This window comes from Rummeliibacillus sp. TYF-LIM-RU47 (genome assembly GCF_008638315.1).
Taxonomy (GTDB): Bacteria; Bacillota; Bacilli; order Bacillales_A; family Planococcaceae; genus Rummeliibacillus; species Rummeliibacillus stabekisii.
In genome coordinates, this window is the sequence record NZ_VVIR01000005.1 from 86,349 (window position 1) to 109,940 (window position 23,592).

29 protein-coding genes and 1 riboswitch are annotated in these 23,592 nt (G+C 38.3%); of the genes, 7 read left to right on the forward strand and 22 right to left on the reverse strand.

All coding sequences use genetic code 11. The annotated features are described in order from the left end of the window. Positions 1 to 32: 32 nt before the first annotated feature. Positions 33 to 560 (reverse strand): NfeD family membrane protein, encoded by a 528-nt coding sequence (locus F0527_RS15125; RefSeq protein ID WP_150285449.1) that lies wholly within the window; start codon positions 558 to 560, stop codon positions 33 to 35. 241 nt (positions 561 to 801) lie between these two features. Here F0527_RS15125 and F0527_RS15130 point away from each other — a divergent pair, with 241 nt between their 5' ends. Together F0527_RS15130 and F0527_RS15135 are read left to right on the forward strand one after the other, a co-directional pair. Next, a complete protein-coding gene (locus F0527_RS15130; RefSeq protein WP_066790398.1) occupies positions 802 to 1,422 on the forward strand; it encodes a DUF47 domain-containing protein in 621 nt (206 codons plus the stop codon). A gap of 15 nt (positions 1,423 to 1,437) precedes the next feature. Continuing rightward, complete coding sequence (locus F0527_RS15135; RefSeq protein WP_066790400.1) at positions 1,438 to 2,439, forward strand: inorganic phosphate transporter; 1,002 nt, start codon at positions 1,438 to 1,440, stop codon at positions 2,437 to 2,439. Between the two features lie 49 nt (positions 2,440 to 2,488). On the opposite strand, the gene F0527_RS17145 is transcribed toward F0527_RS15135, so the two are convergent. From F0527_RS17145 to F0527_RS15150, 4 genes are all read right to left on the reverse strand, one after another. Then, positions 2,489 to 2,650 (reverse strand): hypothetical protein, encoded by a 162-nt coding sequence (locus F0527_RS17145; RefSeq protein ID WP_190323509.1) that lies wholly within the window; start codon positions 2,648 to 2,650, stop codon positions 2,489 to 2,491. Between the two features lie 24 nt (positions 2,651 to 2,674). Beyond that, positions 2,675 to 3,142, reverse strand: a complete 468-nt coding sequence (locus tag F0527_RS15140) for a hypothetical protein (protein WP_150285450.1) — start codon at positions 3,140 to 3,142, stop codon at positions 2,675 to 2,677. Positions 3,143 to 3,165: 23 nt separating this feature from the next. Continuing rightward, positions 3,166 to 4,245 carry an AI-2E family transporter gene (locus F0527_RS15145; RefSeq protein WP_066790404.1) on the reverse strand — a complete coding sequence of 360 codons (1,080 nt, stop codon included), beginning with the start codon at positions 4,243 to 4,245 and terminating at the stop codon, positions 3,166 to 3,168. 179 nt (positions 4,246 to 4,424) lie between these two features. Beyond that, entirely contained in the window at positions 4,425 to 6,122 is a 1,698-nt protein-coding gene (locus F0527_RS15150; protein ID WP_150285451.1) for a M3 family oligoendopeptidase, read from the reverse strand. Positions 6,123 to 6,344: 222 nt separating this feature from the next. Here F0527_RS15150 and F0527_RS15155 point away from each other — a divergent pair, with 222 nt between their 5' ends. Then, a complete protein-coding gene (locus F0527_RS15155) occupies positions 6,345 to 7,367 on the forward strand; it encodes a YecA family protein (protein ID WP_190323510.1) in 1,023 nt (340 codons plus the stop codon). Positions 7,368 to 7,472: 105 nt separating this feature from the next. Here the strand turns inward: F0527_RS15155 and F0527_RS15160 are convergent, their stop codons facing one another. From F0527_RS15160 to F0527_RS15195, 8 genes are all read right to left on the reverse strand, one after another. Further along, positions 7,473 to 8,048 carry a YdcF family protein gene (locus tag F0527_RS15160; RefSeq protein WP_223823627.1) on the reverse strand — a complete coding sequence of 192 codons (576 nt, stop codon included), beginning with the start codon at positions 8,046 to 8,048 and terminating at the stop codon, positions 7,473 to 7,475. A 126-nt stretch (positions 8,049 to 8,174) separates the two neighbouring features. Then, on the reverse strand, positions 8,175 to 8,888 hold the full coding sequence (locus F0527_RS15165) for a YebC/PmpR family DNA-binding transcriptional regulator (RefSeq protein ID WP_066790412.1): 714 nt from the start codon (positions 8,886 to 8,888) through the stop codon (positions 8,175 to 8,177). 131 nt (positions 8,889 to 9,019) lie between these two features. Then, positions 9,020 to 9,868 (reverse strand): KPN_02809 family neutral zinc metallopeptidase, encoded by an 849-nt coding sequence (ypfJ, locus tag F0527_RS15170; RefSeq protein ID WP_150285453.1) that lies wholly within the window; start codon positions 9,866 to 9,868, stop codon positions 9,020 to 9,022. Positions 9,869 to 10,012: 144 nt separating this feature from the next. Then, on the reverse strand, positions 10,013 to 10,483 hold the full coding sequence (locus tag F0527_RS15175) for a low molecular weight protein-tyrosine-phosphatase (protein WP_370454698.1): 471 nt from the start codon (positions 10,481 to 10,483) through the stop codon (positions 10,013 to 10,015). Between the two features lie 7 nt (positions 10,484 to 10,490). After that, positions 10,491 to 11,030, reverse strand: coding sequence for a signal peptidase I (gene lepB / locus F0527_RS15180; protein WP_066790420.1), 540 nt, complete (start codon positions 11,028 to 11,030; stop codon positions 10,491 to 10,493). A 156-nt stretch (positions 11,031 to 11,186) separates the two neighbouring features. Further along, a complete protein-coding gene (locus F0527_RS15185; protein ID WP_066790422.1) occupies positions 11,187 to 11,477 on the reverse strand; it encodes a helix-turn-helix transcriptional regulator in 291 nt (96 codons plus the stop codon). A 336-nt stretch (positions 11,478 to 11,813) separates the two neighbouring features. Next, positions 11,814 to 12,002 carry a hypothetical protein gene (locus tag F0527_RS15190; RefSeq protein ID WP_066790425.1) on the reverse strand — a complete coding sequence of 63 codons (189 nt, stop codon included), beginning with the start codon at positions 12,000 to 12,002 and terminating at the stop codon, positions 11,814 to 11,816. Between the two features lie 136 nt (positions 12,003 to 12,138). Continuing rightward, positions 12,139 to 13,131 carry a YecA family protein gene (locus F0527_RS15195; RefSeq protein ID WP_150285455.1) on the reverse strand — a complete coding sequence of 331 codons (993 nt, stop codon included), beginning with the start codon at positions 13,129 to 13,131 and terminating at the stop codon, positions 12,139 to 12,141. A gap of 179 nt (positions 13,132 to 13,310) precedes the next feature. On the opposite strand from F0527_RS15195, the gene F0527_RS15200 reads away from it, so the two are divergent. Beyond that, positions 13,311 to 13,790, forward strand: a complete 480-nt coding sequence (locus F0527_RS15200) for a VanZ family protein (RefSeq protein ID WP_066790429.1) — start codon at positions 13,311 to 13,313, stop codon at positions 13,788 to 13,790. 257 nt (positions 13,791 to 14,047) lie between these two features. Here F0527_RS15200 and F0527_RS15205 read toward each other — a convergent pair whose 3' ends face one another. After that, positions 14,048 to 14,905, reverse strand: coding sequence for a putative RNA methyltransferase (locus F0527_RS15205; RefSeq protein WP_150285456.1), 858 nt, complete (start codon positions 14,903 to 14,905; stop codon positions 14,048 to 14,050). Between the two features lie 21 nt (positions 14,906 to 14,926). Continuing rightward, complete coding sequence (locus tag F0527_RS15210) at positions 14,927 to 15,856, reverse strand: 1,4-dihydroxy-2-naphthoate polyprenyltransferase (protein WP_150285457.1); 930 nt, start codon at positions 15,854 to 15,856, stop codon at positions 14,927 to 14,929. Between the two features lie 123 nt (positions 15,857 to 15,979). Continuing rightward, a riboswitch (guanidine-I (ykkC/yxkD leader) is annotated at positions 15,980 to 16,076 on the forward strand. 53 nt (positions 16,077 to 16,129) lie between these two features. Here F0527_RS15210 and F0527_RS15215 point away from each other — a divergent pair. The 3 genes from F0527_RS15215 to F0527_RS15225 all read left to right on the forward strand — a co-directional run bounded on the left by F0527_RS15215 (position 16,130) and on the right by F0527_RS15225 (position 17,296). After that, a complete protein-coding gene (locus F0527_RS15215; RefSeq protein WP_150285545.1) occupies positions 16,130 to 16,471 on the forward strand; it encodes a DMT family transporter in 342 nt (113 codons plus the stop codon). Beyond that, the gene (locus F0527_RS15220; RefSeq protein WP_150285458.1) at positions 16,471 to 16,785 is read left to right on the forward strand and encodes a DMT family transporter; all 315 of its coding nucleotides are present in this window, start codon (positions 16,471 to 16,473) and stop codon (positions 16,783 to 16,785) included. Before F0527_RS15215 ends, F0527_RS15220 begins: the two co-directional genes overlap by 1 nt. Positions 16,786 to 16,861: 76 nt before the next feature. Then, the gene (locus F0527_RS15225; RefSeq protein ID WP_150285459.1) at positions 16,862 to 17,296 is read left to right on the forward strand and encodes a GNAT family N-acetyltransferase; all 435 of its coding nucleotides are present in this window, start codon (positions 16,862 to 16,864) and stop codon (positions 17,294 to 17,296) included. Positions 17,297 to 17,318: 22 nt separating this feature from the next. Here the strand turns inward: F0527_RS15225 and F0527_RS15230 are convergent, their stop codons facing one another. The 7 genes from F0527_RS15230 to F0527_RS15255 all read right to left on the reverse strand — a co-directional run bounded on the left by F0527_RS15230 (position 17,319) and on the right by F0527_RS15255 (position 23,583). Then, positions 17,319 to 18,191: a DMT family transporter gene (locus tag F0527_RS15230; protein WP_190323512.1), complete on the reverse strand. Its 873-nt coding sequence runs from the start codon at positions 18,189 to 18,191 to the stop codon at positions 17,319 to 17,321. Between the two features lie 153 nt (positions 18,192 to 18,344). Further along, complete coding sequence (locus F0527_RS17150; RefSeq protein ID WP_158512605.1) at positions 18,345 to 18,512, reverse strand: hypothetical protein; 168 nt, start codon at positions 18,510 to 18,512, stop codon at positions 18,345 to 18,347. A gap of 124 nt (positions 18,513 to 18,636) precedes the next feature. Further along, entirely contained in the window at positions 18,637 to 20,445 is a 1,809-nt protein-coding gene (locus F0527_RS15235) for an APC family permease (protein WP_370454699.1), read from the reverse strand. Positions 20,446 to 20,782: 337 nt separating this feature from the next. Next, complete coding sequence (locus tag F0527_RS15240) at positions 20,783 to 21,712, reverse strand: hypothetical protein (RefSeq protein WP_150285462.1); 930 nt, start codon at positions 21,710 to 21,712, stop codon at positions 20,783 to 20,785. A 107-nt stretch (positions 21,713 to 21,819) separates the two neighbouring features. Next, positions 21,820 to 22,191 (reverse strand): DoxX family protein, encoded by a 372-nt coding sequence (locus F0527_RS15245; RefSeq protein ID WP_150285463.1) that lies wholly within the window; start codon positions 22,189 to 22,191, stop codon positions 21,820 to 21,822. Between the two features lie 94 nt (positions 22,192 to 22,285). Beyond that, on the reverse strand, positions 22,286 to 22,828 hold the full coding sequence (locus F0527_RS15250; protein ID WP_150285464.1) for an NADPH-dependent FMN reductase: 543 nt from the start codon (positions 22,826 to 22,828) through the stop codon (positions 22,286 to 22,288). After that, positions 22,825 to 23,583: a polysaccharide deacetylase family protein gene (locus F0527_RS15255; protein ID WP_223823628.1), complete on the reverse strand. Its 759-nt coding sequence runs from the start codon at positions 23,581 to 23,583 to the stop codon at positions 22,825 to 22,827. Before F0527_RS15255 ends, F0527_RS15250 begins: the two co-directional genes overlap by 4 nt. Positions 23,584 to 23,592 lie beyond the last annotated feature (9 nt).

Genomic DNA, 23,592 nt, shown 5'->3' on the forward strand with positions numbered 1-23,592 from the left:
AAAAATATTACTTCTTCACTTGAAAAACAGCTTTAGAAAATCGGGCAATACTCCCTTACAAATACAGTACTTTCTTTTACTTCTATAACTAATACTTTTGCGTCATAGGGTATTTCCACAAGATCATAGCTTGCCGCTCTTTTTGATATAATGCCATTCACCGTCTCGATCACAACTTCCCCGTATCCATCAACAGGCACCGGTACGATGACTTTTCCTACTTGCCCTCCAAGAGATTCTTCTGTATAGGCCATGGAAACTTCGGCTGATTTTAAAGGAATAAGCACAAAATAATATAAAAGAATATCTAAAATAATAGCGCCTATTACTGAAATGATGGCAATGCTTATACTATTTAGTGCAGTGAAAGTTTCAAGGACCCACCCAATTGCAGTATAAAAGGTTAAAAATGCAAGTATGACTGCCGGATTAAAAAAAGGAATACCTTCTCCTACGCCCTCAACCATATCGCCAAAAAACAAATAAAAGACCATGCAAATCGCTAAAATAATCAATAAGCTTAAATACCACTGTTCAATCGACCAAGTGTGAAAATCCATTGAATTCACCCCCTTCTTCGCTCGCTTTCTTCGTTACTATCTATATCTACGGTTCAGGAGGTCAAAAGTTTCATTTTTTCTGATTATTTAATTTTAAATGTGTGCAATCTAAATATTACGGGAATGTAAATTTTAATCGGACCATGACGAAATTTGTAGGGATTTATATCGCAATTTGTTATTATTATAGTTGTGTTTTTATTTAAAACATCTACCGGTTTTTATAATTAGGAGGCTTTGTATGTTTAGCACAAAAAAAGAAGATCCCTTCTTTGCAACATTATTGAAAATTGCTGAGAATTTAAAAGAAGCATCTCATTATGCAGATGACTTTAAAATTACAAGCATTGCGGGTTTAAAAGAACTCAGCGTTACGCTGAAGAAATATGAAACAGATGGCGATTCGCTGATCCATGACCTTATTCAAATGTTGAACAAGTCTTTCATGACCCCAATCGAGCGTGAAGATATTTTGGAATTAGCTGTACGGATGGATGACATTCTAGATGGAGTGGAAGGTTGCATTGCCCACTTTGAAATGTTTTCACTTACAGAAGTCGATGATTATATGAGAGATTTCTTGAAATACATTGTGTTAAGCACCGACGAAATTGCTGCTGCTATGCAGCATTTAGCAAATAAAAAACTAATTAATATGCGCGATCATGCCATTTTAATTAAAGATTATGAGCGTAAGTGCGATGAAGTATTGCGTACTTCCATTAAGCAACTATTCCTACATGAAAAAGATCCTATCCGCATTATTCAATTTAAAGATATCTACGAACAGCTTGAAGAAGTGGCTGACTATTGCCAAAACGTAGCCAATGCAATGGATACGATTATCATGCGCAACGCATAGGAGATGTAGTAATACATGAATACAATACTGATTTTAACTGTACTGGTCGTAATCTTTGCTCTATTATTCGACTTTATTAATGGTTTCCATGATACAGCCAATGCGATTGCCACTGCCGTTTCTACACGTGCGTTAACACCTCGTACAGCCGTTATTATGGCAGCTACAGCAAACTTTATCGGCGCGGTAACCTTTACAGGGGTAGCCCAAGCAATCGCAAAAGACATTGTAGATCCATTCGCTTTAAAACATGGTGTTGTCATTATCTTAGCTGCATTGCTATCTGCAATCATTTGGAACTTACTGACTTGGTACTTCGGTATCCCGTCCAGCTCCTCGCATGCCTTAATCGGTTCGCTTGCAGGTGCAGCGATTGCATCTTCTGGATTCAGCGTGATTAACTATGACGGATTTGGGAAAATTTTTAAGGCGTTAATCTTCTCTCCTTTTATCGCGATCATTGGTGGTTTCCTTATGATGTCGCTGTTTAAATTCGTATTTAAAGATCGCAACTTAAGCCGTATGAACAATACGTTCCGAAAAGTGCAAATTTTCACAGCTGCTCTACAATCTTTTTCACACGGAACGAATGATGCCCAAAAATCAATGGGTATCATTACAATGGCTTTAATTGCCGGCGGTTTCGTGAACCAAGGCGGAGATGTGCCTATGTGGGTAAGAATTAGCGCTGCAACCGCTATGGGCTTGGGTACATCAATCGGCGGATACAAAATTATCAAAACAGTCGGTGGCAAAATCATGAAAATCCGCCCTGTAAATGGGGTGGCTGCTGATTTATCTTCAGCAATCATTATTTTTGGTGCTACCCATTTCCATTTGCCTGTCTCTACAACACATGTTATTTCTTCTTCTATCATGGGTGTAGGTTCTGCGCAAAATGTAAAAGGCGTTAAATGGGGCGTGGCACGTAAAATAGTCATGACATGGATTATTACACTCCCAATCTCCGGATTGCTTGGCGCTTTGATTTTTTATATTTTTAACTTATTTATGTAATAGTATTTTGCTATACAAAAAAGCCGCTCCTAGGAGCGGCTTTTCTTATTTATCCTCTAATACTATTATCCACATGTAGCTCTGTTGCATGGCCAGTCTGATTAGGTTGGTGAGGATTATTTTTAAAGAAGGTCGCAATAGACAGGTAGATTAAGATTAAGCATACAAGGACAATTCCAATGATTAGGAATGTCATCTTTTTACCAGACATAGTCTTCTCCTTTTCTATTCATTATTATTGGGCAGACGGCTTAAATCCTTCTGCATATAAATAGTCTTCAGCATCATCGCGTGTACCAAAGCTTTCTTCTAAATTTTCTCCATGATAAATATTCCAATAAGGATCATCATTTACAAGCAAAAGCTCTGCTTTATCTCGATTGAGCCAGGTTTGCTCAAATTTTTCTTCCTCTATAGGCTCATCCACTTCTGAAAGATACATGATTGAATCCTCGATCACTTCACGCAGTTCTTGCTCTGTGAAATCTCTAATATTCACAAGGCCTTTTTGGGCTGTTGGATAACGAAGCAAATCGCCAACATAAACAAACCCATTACCATTTGGATGAAGCTTCTCTACTACAATCTTCTTCTCAAACTGACTCCCCTCAAAGTGGTAGTTTAAACGACCCATCGATATCTCTTTACGGATTAATTCTTTAAAACTCTCAATGATATGTTGTTTTTCTTCAAATGTTAGCATATGATCTCCTTTTCAAAATCGTTCTATATATTTTTAGTAGCTGCAGATTTAATATCTTTCCGATGTTCATAGATATTTTTGACGATGACTTTACCGACTGCATAGAGAGGCACTCCGAGTAAAATTCCGATAAACCCAGCGATATTGCCTGCAGCTAAGATAATCGTAATAACGGTAAGCGGGTGAATATCAAGCGTCTTACCCATAATGTTTGGCGTGATAAAGTTGCTGTCAATTTGCTGAGCGACAAGTGTTACCACACAAACCCATACAGCTTTCATAGGATCGTCTAGGAAGCCTACAATGATGGCTGGCACAAGTGCAACCCACGGACCGATAAATGGCACCATATTCATGAAAAACGCAAACATGGCAAGCAGAAGCGCGTATTCAAGACCAATAATTTTATAGCCGATAAAAATAAGCGTCGCTAGTATAAAACTGATCAATATTTGACCCTGTATATAATTGCGCAACACATCATCAATATCTGTTAACGTTTTTTTCACCCATTGGCGACGTGAGCCTGAGAATAAATTATAGATGGCAGGAGCAAACTTCTCATGGTCCTTCAACATGTAGATGAAGAAAAATGGTACCAGGATTAAAATGAATGCACCTGAAACGATGCTTGAAATGAGTTGGACCAAAAACTTACTTGTAAATACCGCGTATTGTTGAATCGAATTGGTCATTCGTTCAATCGCATCATTCAACTGGTCAGGGAAATCTTCGCGATTCTTCAAGATATAATCAATCATATCTGAAAGCTCATTTGCCAAATTTGGCGTTGCCTTAATCAAATGATTAATTTGGTTATTGATTGGCGGCACAACAATTGCGATAAACGCATATATAAGAGCCCCTATAATGACAAGTATGGATAAGATGCTTGCCCATCTTGGAAACTTTCTCTTTTCTAAAAAGCGCTGAATGGGTTCTGTGACATAGTATAGAACGCCCCCAGCTAGCAACGGAATAAAAATAGCACTTAGTATGACTGCAATCGGATAGAAAAGGGATTTAATCTCTAGAAAATATTTAATAATCAATAGAGCTAATAGAATCCCGACACCCGCTTGAAACCATAGTTTCTTTGTCAAATGGTTCACTTCCTCTTCGGCATTAATAACGGTCTGTAAAAACTACAATAATTGACGTTTCACTATATATTCTTATATCAGTATACGCTATTAAACTATAAACTGAAAATAGCCACCTTACGCTCAATAAAAAAATCCCGTACTCTTAGAGAGCAACGGGATTTTCAGATTATATAATTCTATAATTGGTCATCCGCTACACTATCAAGATAGTCGCGAATCGCAACCATAACAGAATCTACACAGCCATCTTCGAATGGAGAAACAAGATTTGCTTCTTCCACCAATTTTGTGAAGGACATTTTTCCGCCTAGCTTGCAAAGGTGGATATAATCCTTCCATGCTTCCTCATGATTTTCACGAGATCTCTTCCAGAATTGGAATGCGCATACTTGAGCAAGTGTGTAATCGATATAATAGAACGGGCTGTTATAAATATGTGCTTGGCGTTGCCAGAAGCCACCCTTTTCTAAATAGTCGATGCCATCATAATCACGATGTGGCAAGTAGATGCCTTCGATTTTCTTCCACGCAGCTTTTCGTTCCTCCGGTGTCATTTCCGGATTTTCATACACGACATGCTGGAATTCATCGACGGCTACACCGTAAGGCAAGAATAGAAGTGACTCGCTTAAATGCGCAAATTTATACTTCTCTGTGTCTTCTTTAAAGAACAATTCCATCCATGGCCATGTGAAAAATTCCATACTCATAGAATGAATCTCGGCTGATTCAAATGTTGGCCAAAGGTATTCTGGTATTCCAATCTTTCGGCTTGAGTATACTTGGAACGCGTGACCCGCTTCATGCGTCAATACATCGATATCCCCTGATGTGCCGTTGAAGTTTGAAAAGATAAACGGCGAGTCATAGTCTTCGATGAATGTGCAATAACCACCGCTTTCTTTCCCCTTTTTCGCTACTAAATCCATCAACTCATGGTCAACCATGTAGTGGAAGAACTCAGATGTTTCATGAGAAAGCTCGTCATACATCTTTTTGCCGTTGTCTACAATCCACTCTGGCGTTCCTTTTGGCGTTGCATTGCCGCTTAAGAAATTCAGTCCTTCATCATGGAACTTTAAATCTTCTAGGCCAATTCGTTTTGCTTGGCGTTTTCTAAGCTCTGTTGCATAAGGAACCACTACATCGCGAATTTGATCTCTGTACTTCTTAACCATGTCTGCGTTGTAATCAATTCGGTTCATCAGGACATAACCAAGCTCTACATAGTTTTTATAGCCAAGTTTGACTGCCATCTCATGGCGCACTTTGACTAATTCATCATAAATACGATCAAAATCTTCTTCATGCGATTGGAAGAATCCAAAGCGAGCTTCATTCGCCTCTTTCCGTGTCGCACGATCTGTAGACTCTGTATAAGGACCAAGCTGGGCAAGCGTCAATTCTTTGCCATCATAAGAAATTTGTGCAGACGCCACCAATTTGGAGTACTCAGATGTTAGCTTGTTCTCTTTTTGCATAAGATCCATAATTTCCGGTGAGAATCCCTTGATTTGGTTATCTGCTAGAGAAAATAATTGAGAGCCCCACTTTTCTTCTAGATTATTGCGGAAAGGGGAAGCAATAAGAGCTTTATAGTAATTCGTTGTTAATTCTTCCACTTCGGGTGTAATTTCATCTAAATAGTCTCGCTCTTTTTGATAGAATTCATCGTTAGTGTCGATAGAAGCACGAATATAAACCAAGTTATATTTCGTTGAGAAATCATTACGCAAACGATTGATTTGTTCAATCACATCACTTTGCACTTCTACCGTTTTTGACTCATTGAATTCTTGTAGAAGACTATTAAATTGTTTCTTCATGTCTTCCAAGTCTGGGCGTGTATATTGATATTCATTAAATGTAAGCATCTACTATTCCCCATTTCTATTATGTACTTGTACTCTTCGTAAAGCGAAGTATTGATTACATTATTTATTATATTCAGAAAAATTTCAACTATTCTTATGAAAATCATTCTTTTTTGATAGTTTGTTTAGTTTTTGACGCTGGAAAAATTATAATACTTATTTTTTTCTTCAAATTGTGCTAACCTATTTCTATGTGCAATTTTTAAAGTGAGGTGCAATACATTGATAGGTCGTAATGATCCTTGCCCATGCGGCAGCGGAAAGAAATACAAAAAGTGTCATGGTAAAAACGCTCAAGGCGATATTACTACACTTGTAAGCGAAGAGATTGATCGTATTGTGGAGGGCTTTGTGAAGGAATCTTTCCATCCTGCAGATTACCGTCAATTAGAAAAAAGAAATCAAGTTTGGCGAGATTCTTTACAACAAACTTTTTCAATTAAATTAATAGATAAAATTGCGATGGAAACTTACATTTACATCGACCATCTTGAACTATGGCAAAGCTATATCAATCAACAGCTAACATTGCAAACTCGCAAGCAAGTGAGCGATATTTTGACTTCATGGCTAAAACCTATTTATATGCTGGCTAAAGTGGATGCCCAAACACCAGAAACTATCTCTATTACAGATATGGTGACAAACAAAAGTTACGTAATGAGTGGCACTCCATCGAAAACATTCTCCGGCAATTGGTTATTCGGTATATTTATGCCTGATGCACGCCAAGGCGAAAATGGACTTACTGCTACTAGCAGTGTTGTATTTATTCCAGAAGATAAAGAAAATGTCACAGAGATTCTATGCTCAAAACTTCAAAATGGCTATAAAGATTCACTTGATCTTTATCAATCATTTGTAGAAGAGGGAAAAATGCCTGTAGAGGAAGCAGCTCAGGAAATAAAAAGCGCAGATGATGAAGTAGCTTCGACAGTTGATAGCACTGTGAGTTTATCACCTTTTACAACTGAGGTACTAACATTAACAGACTGCTATTTAACAGAGCATGGACTAGTGGCACCTGCATTTATTGAATTACTAACACGCTTCCTTGAAGAGACTTCAATCAAAGCGAAAAAAGCCGAAACAGTTGCTGCAGGCGCTGTCTTAGCTGGACAAGCAAATGGTCAAATTCCAGAAGGCGGCTTGGTTAAAGTGAAAGATGTAGCAGGTTACTTCACTGTGTCCGCTTCTTCTATTTCCAAATACCGAGACCAAATTAGCGAATATATTAACAAATAGATAGAACAGCCAACATGGCTTTCCATCCTTTCTGTTCTTTCTTTCAGAAAGAACAGGCACTAATAAAAATAGCCACCCGCATATCACCTGCGAGGTGGCTATTTTTTATTTCCCTAAGACAACTGTTTTTAAAAGTGCTAAACGTTCTCTCAATCTTGATTTTGCTTCGACACTTTTCGGTGTTTTTGCAGGAATAACATCACAATCTAATCCCACATTCTCTGCCAGCATTTTCGCACGTGCCAGATGGTAGTCATTCGAAACGATTGTGATTTTCTTACTCTCATTCCCAATTATTTTTTTAGCATTTACGAGGTTTTCATATGTCGTAGTAGATTTGTCTTCCAGCTTAATTCTTTTTTCATCTATCCCTCTGTCTACTAAATAGTTTTTCATCACAGAAGCTTCTGTCGCATCTTCGTCAGGACCCTGTCCACCCGTTACAATGATCAGAACTTCAGGATACTTTTTAGCGTATTCGAGTGCTGCATCTAAACGATATGCCAATGACTTAGATGGAACCGCTCCCTTTTTCACCTTTGCCCCCAGGACCACTAGATATTTGTTAGCACCTGTTGCTCTTGGCTTTTCCCCTTCAGCTAGCCACTTTGACGTCAATACCCAAAAGCCAGCGATTACCAAAACTATGACTACTATAATCCACATCTTCTTCCTTTTCACCTCATACCATTCCTTTATACTTTATATGTTGTTATGTATTTTAATAGAATCTATAAATCTCTTTTAATCTAGCACCCTATAGCAAAGGCCTGGCAATTAATTATACCAGGCCTTCTACCATTTATTTTACAAGTCTACGTTATGGTACACTTGCTGTACGTCTTCTAGGTCTTCCAATAGTTCAATCAGGCGTTCAAATTTTTGTAAATCTTCGCCTTGTAGCTCAACCTCTGTTTGTGGAAGCATTGTTAACTCCGCTACATTGAATTCAGAAATCCCTTGTGCTTTTAATGCTTCTTGGACTGCATTGAATTGATCAGGCTCTGCATAAATAATAGTTGTATCCCCTTCTTCGAATACATCACGTGCGTCAACGTCTGACTCAATTAATAGCTCGAGTACATCATCAGCTGATTTGTTTTCTAGGGCAAATACGGCTGTTGTGTCGAACATATAAGCTACAGAACCGCTGACACCCATATTTCCGCCGTTTTTCCCAAAAGTAGCGCGCACTTCTGCCGCTGTACGGTTTACGTTATTTGTAAGTGCATCTACGATGATCATGGAACCGCTTGGTCCAAATCCCTCATAGCGTAACTCATCATAGTTTTCTTCACCGCCGCCTTTTGCTTTTTCAATTGCACGGTCAATGATATGTTTTGGTACGCTGTATGTTTTCGCTCTTTCTAACACAACTTTTAGAGCGCCGTTTGATTCTGGATCTGGTTCGCCTTGTTTTGCAGCAACATAGATTTCACGTCCAAATTTTGCATAGATGCGAGATGTGCTTTGGTCTTTTGCTGCTTTTTTCTCTTTAATGTTATTCCATTTACGTCCCATCGGATTCACTCTCTTTCTTCTAATCGATAGATATGCTAATTGCTTTTTCATATTCAATAAGCCATTAAATTACTGTTGTATTATACACTATAATTGAAAAATGAAAAAGCTAGCCTATCTATCTACAGCTGCTACAGATCTTTCGCATTGAAAGTGTCGCCATCTTCAATGGTACCGTATTTATAACCTCGCTCTAACCATTTCATTCGTTGAGCCGATGTACCATGTGTAAAGGTTTCTGGCACTGCATAGCCTTGCGCTTTCTTTTCAAGTGTATCATCGCCAATTGCGTTGGCAGCTGTAAGAGCTTCTTTAAAGTCGCCTTTATCTAGATATCCTTCACCTTGTACATAGTGCGCCCATACCCCAGCATAATAATCTGCTTGAAGCTCGAGCTTGACGGATAGCCGATTCGCCTCTGCCTTTGATGCTCTCTGTTCAAGCGCACTAACCTTGGAGGAGGTGCCAAGCAGATACTGCACATGGTGGCCTACCTCATGCGCCACAACATAGGCCATGGCAAAATCTCCTGGTGCTTTAAATTGGTTTTTCAATTCCTGATAAAACGATAAATCTATATAAAGCTTTTGGTCGCCTGGACAATAGAATGGCCCGACAGCTGTGCTCATATTACCGCATTTTGTTTGGACACTGTTTGTGAAGAGCACAAGCGTTGGATCCTTATAGGTTTTTCCTTCTCTTGCAAATACATCTGTCCAAACATCTTCAGTATCAGCGAGAACGACTTTAACAAAGTCCGCTAATTCATCCTCTTCTGCAGTGGATTTATAGCCGGTACTCTGGCTTTGCGGAGCTTGCGTATCAGTATTTAATATATCTTGGGGATTGCCTCCAAGTAATGTATAAATAATCACGATGATAATACCAATGCCGCCAAGGCCTCCACCTACAACTGCAGGTCCACTCATCCCCCGACGGTCTTCAACATTTTTACTTTCTCTTCTTCCTTTCCAATCCATTAGAAAAATCACCCGCCCTTATTGAAGTCCATCTATTTATACCCCTTTTTATTCCCCTATAGACACTAAGCGAAAATAGAAAAAACGCAAAAATGCGATTGACTCTGCATTTTTGCGTTCAGTTTTAATAAGAATCTCATTTTATCATTTGTTTTTGTCGGCATCAATTTTCTCAAGCAATGCCTTACAGCCTGCCAAGCAAAGTTGATAGGTTTCCTCAAAGTTGCCTGTAAAATAAGGATCTGGCACATCTTTTTTCTCTTCGACCAAATCGAGCAGACGAAATACCTTAGAACTTGCCTTTACGCCTAGCATCGGCAGGGCATTTTGAATATTGCTGTCATCCATACAAACAATATAATCAAAGCGACTATAATCTTCTTGCTTTAATTGGCGGCTAAACATGCCATTAGCAGGTATTTGATACTGAGCAAGAATCTGTGCTGTTCCAGCATGTGGCGCTTCACCTATATGCCAATCACCTGTGCCAGCTGAATCAATGTCAAATGCGTCTGTTAACCCTTTTTCTTCCACGAGGTGGCGAAAGATTGCTTCGGCCATTGGCGAGCGGCAGATGTTCCCCAGACACACAAAAAGTACGCTAGTTTTCATCATTTACCTCCTAGAACTTCAGCGGATAGAATTGGAATTTTACTTCTCCCGTAACAGCTGACTTTTTGATAAAGCCATAGTCGCGGCTATCGCTACTGTTTTGGCGGTTGTCGCCCAGTACGAAATAGGAATTCTTCGGTACTTTCTTTACACCTGACACTTCTTTTAATGTAAAGTCTTCCGTAAAGTTGTCGCCTAGACTTTCATATTCCTTAATGCCTTGTTTGAGGTATGGCTCTTTGTACTTCTTCCCATTGATATACAATTGATCATCTTTTACTTTTATTGTATCGCCGGGCAAACCGATAACTCGCTTAATGTAATGGTCATCTTCAACGGGTGAATCAAAAACAATAATATCAAAACGATCGATATGACTGACCTTACTAATAATAATTTTATTATTGTTATGGTAAGTAGGCTCCATTGACTCACCTTTGACCGTTACAGGAGAAAACAAAAACTGTCTGCATACTACAGCAATAATGACTGCAAGCAATATTGGCCAAACCCATGACAGCAATTCCTTGCCTATATTTCTTTTTTCCATTTTTATCACCTTCTATATGTGCGGCCTTCTTTAATAACTCTATCATATTATGCCACTAGCAAGAAGGAACTGTCATTTAAAAAACAAATAATTCTCCAAATAAATCCTTTTAGCTACATCGGTGTACATGTTACCTAAAATATGGTCATTGCTTCCTTATGTATTGAGCTGTGCTTTTAGTGCCTCTAGCTCCTCATCCGGTATACCTAATACTTGATACACTTTTTTCAATGTTGTTTGTCTTACATTGCGATCTCCACGCTCAATCCGACTAATTGTCTTTTGCGTTACATTTGCTTGCTGCGCTAGCTCTGATTGCGTAAGACCGACAGCCATACGATATTTAAAGATTAATTCACTACGCTTTACTGCCATCATTGCATCTGGTGAATTTTCTTGTTGTACTACATTTTCATCTTGTGGGTCATATACATTTGAAGTAACCACTAGACCACTCCTTTATCGAATTATTAGGCTTTCTGTTTCCTTGCCAGTAGTTACTTCCGCTAATTGTTGCATAATCATAGATGAAAAATTCCCTCTTAAAATTATTGTAAGTAACTAATGGAATGATTAAATAAGAATATTGACTATACAACATTAAATTTACAGAAAATTGAAATATAGTTAATATTCTTATAATTTAAGTTGCTCCATTGTATAAACTAACAATGGTTGGTTTTGACTCTATTTATTTGCCATTCATTCTATTGTAATCTAAATTTTCTAAAAGTGTAATAACTTTTATCATATTTTTAGGATAATATTCTAAATGGTTTATTCTTATTTGGGTTGACGATCACTTTTTGCCAAAAAAATCATAAGTGCAATCAGGCTGATAATATTGATTAACGTTCCACCTATAAGTAATACCCATTGCATTTTCATAGGGATATCTCTTGTGACAGCGAACGTAATGCTTAATGAACCGATAGCTATTAATACTACATAAAATGGCAGTCCTTTTAACATGGCTCTCACTTCCTGTTATTTATTTTTTTCATCTTATCATTAGCACTAGGAATCTTCTACCGTTCTGTATATAAAATAATATGCAAAAAGCCTATATTTTCAATAGGCTTTTTTACATTCTTTATGAAAGTTTTCTTTATTGTGCCACGCGTGTTTCTGAGTAAGATTTTAATTCGTTATAATATTTGTTTAGAGAAGAAGCAGAAACTCCAAACTCCTCCGCTATTTCCTTGATTGTCATTCCAACAGGCTCGAATAGCCCTGCCTCGCCACCAAAACGGATGGCACCTGCGGCGATGGCGACGGCTTTTCGGGCTTTTGGCTGAATTTCAACTACATAGTCTTCTACTATATCTACAAGTTCTTCCCATGGACGATTTCGTTCTTCCAAGAATGCTTCTATTTTCAAGAAGACATCTGCTTCGAAATCAGTAAACTCTAAACCGTCAAAGCCATTTTCACCTAAGCTCTCCCACAATTCAATTGAATGTACCTTGTAGAACTCTTCTGCACTTTGCTCTTGTTTTTTAAAATTCCCGATCCATGTATCAAATACCTGTTGTTGGTCTTTCGGGAAGAAGATCATGCTTGAAATGGCTAAATAGCTCTCTTCCATTCCAGAACCATCTGGCAAGATAAAGCAGAAAACATGGACATCCAGCGGAACTGGTTTTTCGCCTTCTCTTCTTACTTTTACTTGCTTTCTAGTCAGTATGTCTTCAACAACAATATAGTGGTCCTCTACTCCAACAACTCTAGCTAGAATCATATACGGATGATTCCATGTCTCTAGAACTTCAATCGTTTTAGGTCGAACCATTTCTTTTTTAGTTTTCTCTAAATAACTTGTCCATATATCAGTACGTTCATGGAAAAAGAAATAATCCATTACAATGGCCTCTGTCATCTCCTCAATTAAGTAAGGAGAGAGGCTTTTTTTCCATTCATCCGCCATTTGTATATAAGATTGATAGTCTTTCCTTAACGGATACACATCGTAAAAAGTTTGCAATACACGATCTAATTCTTCTATATAAACATCTTCTACTGTTATTGCCGCTTTTTGCGCACAGCACTTTTTGTATTTCTTTCCGCTTCCACAAGGGCATGGATCATTACGTCCTGGCATTCTTAACACTTCCTTTATCCTGCTCTTACGGCAGCAAGCCTTCGCTAATCTATAGCTGGTTTACTGACCGAAATCTTTATTAAAAATAAAGAGCTTTTTTAGCATATCATTTTTTGGCAGCTAGTGAAAGTTTACATAAAATCTATGAATTTTTGCTATAAGTATGTTACTGTTTTTATATGAAAAAATATATTCCGCTCCTTATTCTAATTTTGGCTATCTTTATTTCTTCAAGCCAATCCTATGAGCAGCAAACTATTGTCCCTACCTTGCAAGCATATTTTCCAAATGAACCATTCAGAGATTTACTTTCAAAACTTCACTTCTATTACTATGGGATGGATATCTCTGTAGATACAAGAGGCTACTATTATTTCCTTGAATTCCTATGTCGAAAAGCTGCCCATTTCTTTACATTTGGGGCCATTGGGATTGCTGTATATATTGCTTTACCAAGAAGAAAGTATCGTTTTGTCTTAGCTGTCTTGGCAGCATGCCTTTTAGCGGTGATAGATGAATTTCATCAGTATTTCACATCAGGACGTACTGCTTCCTATCAAGATGTGCTCTTAGACACTAGTGGAGCCATTGTCTTATTGCTCATCTGGAATGGCATCTCAATCCTTGTGAAACGACGTGCGAAAAAGAAAGCACATTAAAAGAGACTATGATAAAAAAATAAGGTAATGAAAAAACCGAACTATATGTGATAATTTCACATTTGTTCGGTTTATCTTTTTATTATTTTGTGTTCCGTGTCAGGCAACTTTCCACGAGCTTGGCTTCAATCTCCTCATTACTACGTTCCTGTGGGAATTTCAGCTCAAGCTATTTCTACAGAAATCGCCGCCTTCTATTTCTATCCTCTTTAAGTTTGTTCTTCTAGCTTCTAATTCAGCTTATACGCAGCATTTCATTAAAACTTGCCGATACATACGTCCAAATCAATAGTTACCTTACTTAATGATTTCTCGTTTATATCTTCCTTTTGATGCCAGCCAAGCGGTGTCATGTGGGCTAAATCTGGTACGAGTTCTTTTTCAAGCGGCAAGGTTGCAGTGATGCGAGCGACCGTTACTTCTTTGAACTGTTCATTAAACCGTTCAACCGTTTTGGCATTAGAATATGTCTTTTTATCTTCGTCCACAAAGAATTGATCTCTTAATTCTTTCAAATAACCGCTTTGTGGCACGACTTTGACCACGACTCCATCGGGTTTTAGAAGCCTTTGGAACTCACTATAATTAGCAGGCGAAAGGATATTTAAGATACAATCGAAACTTTGGTCTTTAAATGGGCTTTTAGCTAAATCACCCACATACCACATCATTCCACCGTAATTTTTGGCAGCAGCCACTATACCTTCTTTAGCAATATCAATTCCTGCAGCGTGCATTTTGTATGTCCCAGACTGCTCATAAGCTTCTTTTATTTTCACCAGATGGGAGCCTTCACCGCAGCCTGTATCTAATACAGTCAAATCTTTTTCATAGAGATTCAGCTGCTCAACGATTGTTTCATACATTAAGTGATAGAGATTTCTATCAATAACCTTTTTTCTTGCATTGAAAAGTTCACTGCCGTACATAGATGGAGCAGGATGAGTCATAAAATTAACGTAGCCTTGCTTTGCCAGATCAAATGTATGGCGATTTTCGCAGATCACGGTTGATTCCTCTGTGACCTTCATCTCTTTTTGACAAAGAGGGCAAGACAATATATCTTGGTGTTCCCGCATATAATTGGCGCTTGCTTCTTTCTTCGTCATTCCCATCAAAACACCTCCCGGCAAATTTTAGTATCCCGTGATATAGCTAAGTAATAAGCCTACAGAAGAAAGTAGTCCGTAAAGCGTATTCGTTAAAGCTGTGGACTTCATCGCTAGGCCCAACTTTGGCGGATTAGATTCTGCTTCTTTAAAGCTTTTAATGGCTTTAATAGGTTTTGGTACACTAATCAACACAACCAACAACCAAGGACTGACAATACCACAAAGGATAAGTACGATCATCCAAAGATATGAAACGATAAATGACCACCCTAGTATATTAATTGCTTTTTCACGCCCTGCTAGTATTGCTAACGTTTTTCGTCCGCCTTTTGTGTCTTCTTTGATATCGCGAATATTGTTTGCCATGTTAATACCACCGACTAAAATGCCAAGCGGGATGGAAACTAGAACGCTTGTTAAACTAATATCCCCTGTTTGAATATAGTAAGATATCAATACAAACGCAAAACCCATGCTGAGTCCTGCAAATAATTCACCAAATGGCGTATAAGCAATCGGATAAGGTCCACCTGTATAAAAGTAACCGATTGCCATACCTATAAGACCAATAACAACTAGCCACCAGCTGCTTTCCATACAGATATATACGCCTATAACAACAGCTAATGCATATAGTATCAAGGCAAAATTCAATATAGTACTTGGCTTCGTCCCATGACGAACAAGCGCGCCACCAATCCCAATTGATTCAGCCGTATCTAAACCACGTTTGAAATCGTAATATTCATTGAATAGGTTTGTTGCAATTTGGAGGCATAAACAGCACACCAACATCGCAATAAATAAAAGCCAATTTATTTTAATATCGAACAGCGCAAGTACTGTCCCTAATATGACTGGTGAAAAAGTAGCTGTTAATGTGTGAGGCCGAGTCAGCTGCCACATTAACTTAAATGTGCTAATTTCCTCAATCTGTGAAGAAGTTTGATTCATCGTAAGTCTTCCTTTCTACTTTGTATAACTACTCTATCTTAACTGATTTTTCGCTACTGTGCCAAAAAGGATTGTGGTTTGAATTTGGCTAAATGATTTGTTAGAATAAGGCTAATTAAATAAATGATTGATTTCTAGGGTTCCGCAATTTGATTTGGTCTGGTCCGAGAGAAATCACATAGCAATTGCTATGCCACGGAAGGAGAAAAGCCTGGGAGATTACTGATGTTTGCATCAGTACTCTTCAGGCTTTTTTCCATGAAAGGAGATATTATGCTTAGACATTGGTTAATTGTTTTAATCGCAGTATTGTTTGAAGTAGGTTGGGTTGTCGGCCTGAAACATGCCCATACGCCACTTGCATGGATTATGACTGTCATTGCTGTTTGTTTTACTTTTTATCTTTTATTAGTAGCAGGTAAATATTTGCCTGTTGGGACTGTTTATACTGTTTTCGCAGGCTTAGGGACAGCAGGCACTGTACTCGTAGGTGCTTTTGTATTTGGTGAATCACTTAATGCTATAAAAATTGTACTGCTACTTCTTTTAATGGCAGGAGTAATAGGCCTAAAAATGGTCACGCCAGCATCAACAGAGACGGAGGGTGATTCATAATGGCTTGGGTTGCTATTATATTGGCTGGATTTTGTGAAGTTTTTGGAGTTGCAATGATGAACCGTTTTCAATTAGATCGAAAACTGTCGACGGTTCTTCTCCTAATTATTAGCTTCGGTGTCAGCCTCTTATTATTGTCATATGCCATGAACACTGTTTCGATGGGGATTGCTTATGCCGTCTGGACTGGAATCGGTACAGTTGGTGGCGCCTTGGTTGGTATGATCTTTTTTGGCGAGTCGACCAATTGGCGTCGTATTCTTTTTATCGTCATGATTTTGACTGCAGCTGTCGGATTAAAACTAGCTTCTTAATTCTTTTTTGTGCAGAATCTATATTCTGAAAATTTTTTTAGCTATAATAGAGCAAAAGAGGAGATGGGGAATTGAGATGAAAATATTCGAAGTTACTACACAAGAAGATTTGCAAAGAGAATTTGATATCCGTCTGAAGGTTTTTGTAGACGAACAAAAGGTGCCGGCAGAGGAAGAACTAGATGATCTAGATCATCTTGGCGGCAACTGCAAACATTTTCTTGTCACTACTGATGACAATATCGCTGTAGGTACAGGACGTGTTCGCTTACTTGAAGACTATGGAAAGATTCAACGTGTTGCCGTATCAAAAGAGTACCGTGAACATGGAATCGGGCGCTTAATCATCCAAGCTTGTGAAGACAAAGCAAAAGAACTGGGCGCTAAAAAAGCAAAATTAGATGCACAAGTGCAAGCACAAGGTTTTTATGAAAAGCTTGGATATGAAGTCAAATCAGGCGTCTTTTTGGATGCAGGCATAGAGCATGTACTCATGGTAAAACCGTTATAATGAACAAAAGCTGTTCAGGAAGTCAACTCGCTTCCTGGACAGCTTCTTTTTTATCTGTACTTTTTTCTGGTTGTTTCAGCGTATAGAGAATGCCCCCAAATATAAGAATCATGCCAAGCGTTTGCCAGATGGTTGGGCTAAAATCTAAAAGAGTGATATCCAGCAAAATAGCTACAAGCGGATCTAAAAAGACTAAGGCAGACACAATGATGGCTGGAAGGCTACGTAAACTATCAAAGAAGAGATAATATACAAAACCAGTATGAATGATGCCGGTCCCTAAAATGTAGAACCAATTTAAACTGGTCAAACCACTAAAGACGCTGAAATCCATAAATGGCAATAGTATCACGATACCAACAGAAGTTTGAATAAATGTTAAAGCATAAGAACTAAGCTCTTTAATCCCCTTTCCAATAAACATCGTCATCGCATAACAGATGGCTGAAAGAATCGCCCATACAAATCCAGAATCTATCAGCATACTGAATGACGAAAACTGTTTTGTGCCGACAATTAAAAAGCTTCCTAAAAAGCAGACAATTACTGCTAATACTGCACCAACCGACATTCTTTCTTTTAGAAAAACACTTCCTAAAAGAAGCAGAAAAATGGGTGCTACATTATAGATAGAAATAGCGAGAGAAATCGCCATATCATGGAAAGCCTTAAATAGAAAAACCCAATTTAATACGAGAAATACACCGCATATAATCGTGTAAAGCATCTCTTTTTTGCTCCACTTTTCTTTCTTGTAGCTGCCGGTTAAAGCCCAGACAGCACTTAAAAAAAGAGTCGCAAAAATGCATCTGATAAAAACAAGCTCCTCAGCAGGAATGCCTGTATGAATTGTAAAAAAACCAATTGATCCAAAAATGGCCATAGAAATAGCCATTTTTACCGCTGCAGATTTATTCAACTTTTCTCTCCCCTCCCAATTGACTGAATGTTATAATAACTATACTACTAATTTTATAGTGAAGACACAAAAAAGAAGCTGCTTTCTCAGCAGCTTCTTCCTATCAGAAGAATAAGGCGCTCAATCGCCCTACTCTCTATTTTCCATTTCACCTGGCAATAATAGTACACCTATACCGAACGCTATAATGCCGGTGTACAACATATATTTAAATAGATTAGCTTCAACAATACCAAGCGGATGTGCCAGCCCAATAATCAATAAGAGAAGGCCAGCATAAAACAATAAATATCTCATTGGGTAAAGCCTCCTTACTTGTGGCGAAAAGTGTATCCTTGCGCTTTATACGTTTTCTTCACTTAATATGCCCAAAATTTCAGATGCTTATATATACCCTATTATTATCATTTGAAACTTTTTCTTATTTAGTCAGATGATAAGGTACTGAAATAATCACTACATTTCGTTTATACAAAAGCCATGTTCGGATCAATAGGCTAGACTGGTTGTGCAATATATTTTGCCACCCTTTTTTCGGTATGAACTGTGGAATAATGATCGACACTTGTCGGTTTTCACAATTAGCCTTATGTTCAATTTTATCAATGGCTTTCGTTAACGGGGAAACGATGCTCCGATATGGTGAATAAAGAGCTAAAAGCTTAACATCCGGAAATCTACTTTCCCATTTTTTCTCAAATGCATGCAATTCTTCTTTATCAAATGCTACATAAATGGCAATTAACAGATCTGGAGACAATGACTTTGCGTAGCTGATAGAATGTTCTACTACCTTACTAATGCCTCCAACCGGCACTAAAATAACATTTCCATCAATACGTGGAAGTTCATTTGTTAATTTATTTACGCGTAATTGTTCGCCAACTAAATCATAATGATTTTTAATCCTATGGAAAATATAAATCAATGTTGGCAAAAAGATGAGCACTGGCCACACATGATCAAACTTCGTTAAGAAGAAGATCGCCGCAACAACAAATGAAATAAAGGCGCCGACCGTATTGATCAAAAATTTCCCTTGCCATCCTTTAGGCCTTTCTCGCCACCATTTCACCATCATACCTGTTTGCGCCAATGTGAACGGTATGAACACACCGACTGCATATAAAGGGATCAATTTTTCTGTAGAACCTTGTGTAACAAGAATAAGTAACATGGCAAATACGCCCAGCATAATGATGCCGTTTGAATAGCCTAAACGGTCACCTCTTACTTGAAACATTCTTGGAATGTATTTGTCTTTCGAAAGATTGACTGCTAATAGCGGAAAAGCTGAGAAGCCTGTATTAGCCGCTAATACTAAAATGAGCGCTGTAATTCCTTGGATAAAGAAGTATAGCCATGACCGTCCAAAGACTTCTCTTGTCATTTGGGAGACAACAGTTTCCTTTGGATCCGGCGCAACCCCTAGATAATAAGCCAAGAATACAATTCCGGCAAACAGCACAGCCAACAATCCGCCCATAACCAATAAAGTTTTGGCTGCATTGACAGGAGCAGGCTTTTTAAAATTAGGAATCGCGTTTGAAATGGCTTCAACTCCTGTAAGAGCGGAACTACCTGAAGCAAAAGCCTTCAGCAGGATAAATAAGCTGACCCCTGCAACTGGCGTACCAATTGCCGTATGGAGATTAGGCGAAAATTGCCCAGTCAAGATTTTATAAATACCTGTGACAATTAGTATAATAAGGGCAGCAACAAAGAGATACACAGGATATGCAAGGATTGAAGCAGATTCTGTTACTCCTCGCAGGTTGATGATTGTCAAAAACAAAAGAAATAGTATGGCGATTTCTATATTATATTCATGCAAGCTTGGAAATGCCGATGTAATAGCATCTGTTCCTGCAGATACACTTACAGCTACTGTCAGAATATAATCGACCAATAATGAACCACCAGATATAAGGCCCGCAGTTATCCCTAGGTTTTCCTTAGAAACAACATAGGCCCCCCCACCATGCGGATAGGCAAAAATAACTTGCCTGTATGATAAAATAAGCGCCACTAAGAGAACCACGACAAACACGGCAATTGGGATGGAGTACCAAAACGCTGCTGCCCCCAATGCCATTAGAACAATTAATATTTGTTCAGGCCCATAAGCAACAGAAGATAGCGCGTCTGATGACAAAATAGCGAGCGCCTTTGTTTTACTCAGTTTTTGCTCACCTAGCTCTGTTGATTTTAGTGGTTTGCCAATTAACATTCGTTTTACTGAAATTCTCAATAAAAACACCTACTTTGGATGCGTATCGCTTCATAACGTTGTTTTATAAGCAGGCAGAAATAACCTGCAGGCGCATAAATCCTTTATAGGCATTATGCATCCATGCAAGCCTCAGTTTCTCTTTATTAAGATGGCCGACCCAACCTAGAAAAAGTGTTACAGCAAGTTTTGCTGCTCTGCAGAATTACCTTTTTAGCTCGTAGCCTGACAATCAAATTATGAAGCGTGCCGTTATATTACTCCCATTTTCATCAAAAGTAAATAGGTTATTTTGAAGAAAAAAAGAGACTCATTTGTATGAGCCTCCCCCTTTTTTCTAGTCTTTTTTCACTGATGTAGCGGTTTTTAACATATCCATTGAATCTTCTATTCTTTCTAATGAATACACGACACCATTATTTTGCCATTTTACAAAGTTGCCTGATGACTCTTTGGCAGACAGGTGAATCATACCGTGGTCTTTAGGTGCTGGCAACGTATTGTCTTCTAAATAATTTACTGCTTTCTTTGCGAGTTCAAGGCCATCTTTTGGCTTGTCTGTTGACGTACGAGCAGCAAGTGACCATCTGCCTTCATTCCAGCCAATCCACAATGAACCTGCACCTGCATCTTGGTAGCCTGTAATGTTATGTCCTAAATCGACTTTTTCTCCACCGGCTTTACTGTATTCTTCAAAACCGATTTGGTCGGATGCCTCTCCAGTGCTCGCATATTGGTGTCCTGTAAATTTCGCGATCACATCGTCTTTACTTAACTTTTTGACAGATTCATCATTAATCGGTACTTCTTTGTCCGTTTGGTAATAGACAACTGAGTAATTATTGTTATTTGATTGCACTTTTGCAGTCAAATATTTACCGCCTTCTACTGGTAAATTGGTTGGCAGCATCACTGGTAAGTTTGTTTTTATTTGTTTTCGGATGGATTCAACCACTGTACTATTTGTATTATCTACTTCTTTCCCCGTTTTTGACGTACTTGAGGAAGAATCATCGCTCGATTTATTGCCTTGCCCTTCTACCTTATTCGCCTTTTCCGTATCGGCCTCAGGCTCTGTGCCACCTAATGTGTTTGTGCTACCTGTTTCATTTGTTTTTTTATCATTGTCACTTTTTGCTACTTGTCCTGTTTTTTGAGTATTTTCATCATCGTTTTGGTGATCTGCACTCTTGTCAGTATTGCTTGAACATGCCGTCAGCAAGCCAACAGCGACAAAACAGCTTAAAATTTTTGCAGAATATTTCATGTTGGCATCTCTCCTTTTTTGTCTCATTATATCACTTCCCATTTTTGTTAAATCTAAACGTTGCCTTGTCTCCTGCTTCCAATAAAAAAAGCCGTCATAGGACAGCTCTACACTTTCGGAATTTCCCTCGTAGCTATTAAAAAAACGACAGCAGATAAGACAAAAAAGATGAACGGTTTAATAGCGACATCCAGTCCTTGTCCAACCATTAAATGTGTGGAAACGGCACCTGCCATCAATGCAGCCAAGATACAGCTAGAAATTGGCACAAAACCTTTTTTCCAGAAGCCAAGCAATAAGCCGACCCCTGAAGTTGCTTCGAGTGCACCCACGCCGTACATGATTACTTTTCCGTAGCTAAATACTTCCGAAAAGTTTGCAACATGCATGGTGTGGGCGGTCAGCTTCAAATATCCAAAATACATAAAGCCAACAGACAAGAGCAACTGAATAGCAAGAGCTGAATATTTTCTAAGCATTAAAAAATCCCCCTACTATATATTCATTATTACTATATATAGGCGAGGGATCTTTTTTAGAATCTATAAAGGCAAATTTATGCTGTTTTAAACGTTATACGTATAATTTCATCCATTCTACGAAGTTTTCGATAACAGAGTCTAAAAACTTCACTGTACTCTCGTCAGTTAAGTTTCCATTGCTATCGAATTTATTATGCGCTGCTCCCACATACACTTCATTTCGTTGAAGAACTGGAGAACCTAAGCCTGGGGCAAATAAAATATCGCGTAGATGTCCTTGCGCTTTAACTGTGCCCAAGTTACCCATAGAAGCACCCATAATAAGCGAAGGTTTACCAATCATTACTTGGTCAACACGAGATAACCAGTCAATCGCATTACCAAGTACACCTGGAATAGAAGCATTATACTCAGGAGTTACCCAAAGAACAGCATCTGCTTCTTTTACTTTTTGTTTAAAATCAATCACCGATTGTGGTGGCTCATTTTCTGTATCTTGATTGTACATTGGGATATCATTTAAACGTAAAATTTCTAAATCAAATTGGTTAGAATACTTTTTCTCGATATATTGTGCCAACATTAAATTATAAGACTCTTTTCGAATACTTCCGACAATTGCTACGACTTTCACTTTAATTCCTCCTCTAAACTCTTTTCATTATTTTCCTTCTTTATATTACCCATTAATTCTGATATTGTCACAAACTTGAACCCTTTTTTCTGCAATTTATTTAAGATGACCTCAAGAGACTGAATAGTTTGCTTCCGATTCCCGCCTCCATCATGGAATAGTACAACATCGCCTGGTCTTGCTCCATTTAATACTTTTTTAGTGATTTTGTTAACACCAGGATTTTTCCAATCTTGTGTATCTAGATGCCATGACCATATCACGACTTTATAGCCTTCTTTTTGCGCTATCCGTATCATTTGGTCATTGTAATTGCCGCCAACCGGTCGAAAAAGATTTGGCGAAAAGCCGGTGATATTGTGAATTATATCATTCGTTTGATTCAATTCTTCCACTAATGCCTTGCTATTGACCTTATACGGATGTGAATAAGTATGGTTTGCTAATTCGTGTCCTTCAGCGTATTGACGCTTAATAATATCTGGATGCTTTTCTGCGCTTTTGCCTAGAACAAAAAAGGTGGCCTTCGCATTATATTTTGACAACACATCTAAAATCTCCGGCGTGTATGTTGGATCTGGCCCATCATCAAAAGTTAATGCAATCATTTTTTCATCTGTTTCCACATCCCACAGCACTTGCCCTGTTTTCTCATAGTATTCCCGTCCCTTATTTTCCGCTTTGCTTAAGGTAGCGTAACCAATGGAGATGACTAGAACACAAACAGCAATCCATATAAATTTATTCCTTGTCACATCATCACC

Coding starts and splice junctions, on each gene's coding strand:
- F0527_RS15205 (WP_150285456.1), bottom strand. CDS start 14,905: ATGGGAATGACGAAGAAAGAAGCAAGCGCCAATTATATGCGGGAACAC.
- lepB (WP_066790420.1), bottom strand. CDS start 11,030: ATGGAAAAAAGAAATATAGGCAAGGAATTGCTGTCATGGGTTTGGCCA.
- F0527_RS15130 (WP_066790398.1), top strand. CDS start 802: ATGTTTAGCACAAAAAAAGAAGATCCCTTCTTTGCAACATTATTGAAA.
- ypfJ (WP_150285453.1), bottom strand. CDS start 9,868: ATGGATTGGAAAGGAAGAAGAGAAAGTAAAAATGTTGAAGACCGTCGG.
- F0527_RS15165 (WP_066790412.1), bottom strand. CDS start 8,888: ATGGGACGTAAATGGAATAACATTAAAGAGAAAAAAGCAGCAAAAGAC.
- F0527_RS15235 (WP_370454699.1), bottom strand. CDS start 20,445: ATGTTAATTGGCAAACCACTAAAATCAACAGAGCTAGGTGAGCAAAAA.
- F0527_RS15135 (WP_066790400.1), top strand. CDS start 1,438: ATGAATACAATACTGATTTTAACTGTACTGGTCGTAATCTTTGCTCTA.
- F0527_RS17150 (WP_158512605.1), bottom strand. CDS start 18,512: ATGAGATATTTATTGTTTTATGCTGGCCTTCTCTTATTGATTATTGGG.
- F0527_RS15150 (WP_150285451.1), bottom strand. CDS start 6,122: ATGCTTACATTTAATGAATATCAATATACACGCCCAGACTTGGAAGAC.
- F0527_RS15125 (WP_150285449.1), bottom strand. CDS start 560: ATGGATTTTCACACTTGGTCGATTGAACAGTGGTATTTAAGCTTATTG.
- F0527_RS15240 (WP_150285462.1), bottom strand. CDS start 21,712: ATGAAATATTCTGCAAAAATTTTAAGCTGTTTTGTCGCTGTTGGCTTG.
- F0527_RS15195 (WP_150285455.1), bottom strand. CDS start 13,131: ATGCCAGGACGTAATGATCCATGCCCTTGTGGAAGCGGAAAGAAATAC.
- F0527_RS15190 (WP_066790425.1), bottom strand. CDS start 12,002: ATGTTAAAAGGACTGCCATTTTATGTAGTATTAATAGCTATCGGTTCA.
- F0527_RS15140 (WP_150285450.1), bottom strand. CDS start 3,142: ATGCTAACATTTGAAGAAAAACAACATATCATTGAGAGTTTTAAAGAA.
- F0527_RS15175 (WP_370454698.1), bottom strand. CDS start 10,483: ATGATGAAAACTAGCGTACTTTTTGTGTGTCTGGGGAACATCTGCCGC.
- F0527_RS15245 (WP_150285463.1), bottom strand. CDS start 22,191: ATGCTTAGAAAATATTCAGCTCTTGCTATTCAGTTGCTCTTGTCTGTT.
- F0527_RS15215 (WP_150285545.1), top strand. CDS start 16,130: ATGCTTAGACATTGGTTAATTGTTTTAATCGCAGTATTGTTTGAAGTA.
- F0527_RS15230 (WP_190323512.1), bottom strand. CDS start 18,191: ATGGCTATTTCTATGGCCATTTTTGGATCAATTGGTTTTTTTACAATT.
- F0527_RS15210 (WP_150285457.1), bottom strand. CDS start 15,856: ATGAATCAAACTTCTTCACAGATTGAGGAAATTAGCACATTTAAGTTA.
- F0527_RS15200 (WP_066790429.1), top strand. CDS start 13,311: ATGAAAAAATATATTCCGCTCCTTATTCTAATTTTGGCTATCTTTATT.
- F0527_RS15225 (WP_150285459.1), top strand. CDS start 16,862: ATGAAAATATTCGAAGTTACTACACAAGAAGATTTGCAAAGAGAATTT.
- F0527_RS17145 (WP_190323509.1), bottom strand. CDS start 2,650: ATGTCTGGTAAAAAGATGACATTCCTAATCATTGGAATTGTCCTTGTA.
- F0527_RS15220 (WP_150285458.1), top strand. CDS start 16,471: ATGGCTTGGGTTGCTATTATATTGGCTGGATTTTGTGAAGTTTTTGGA.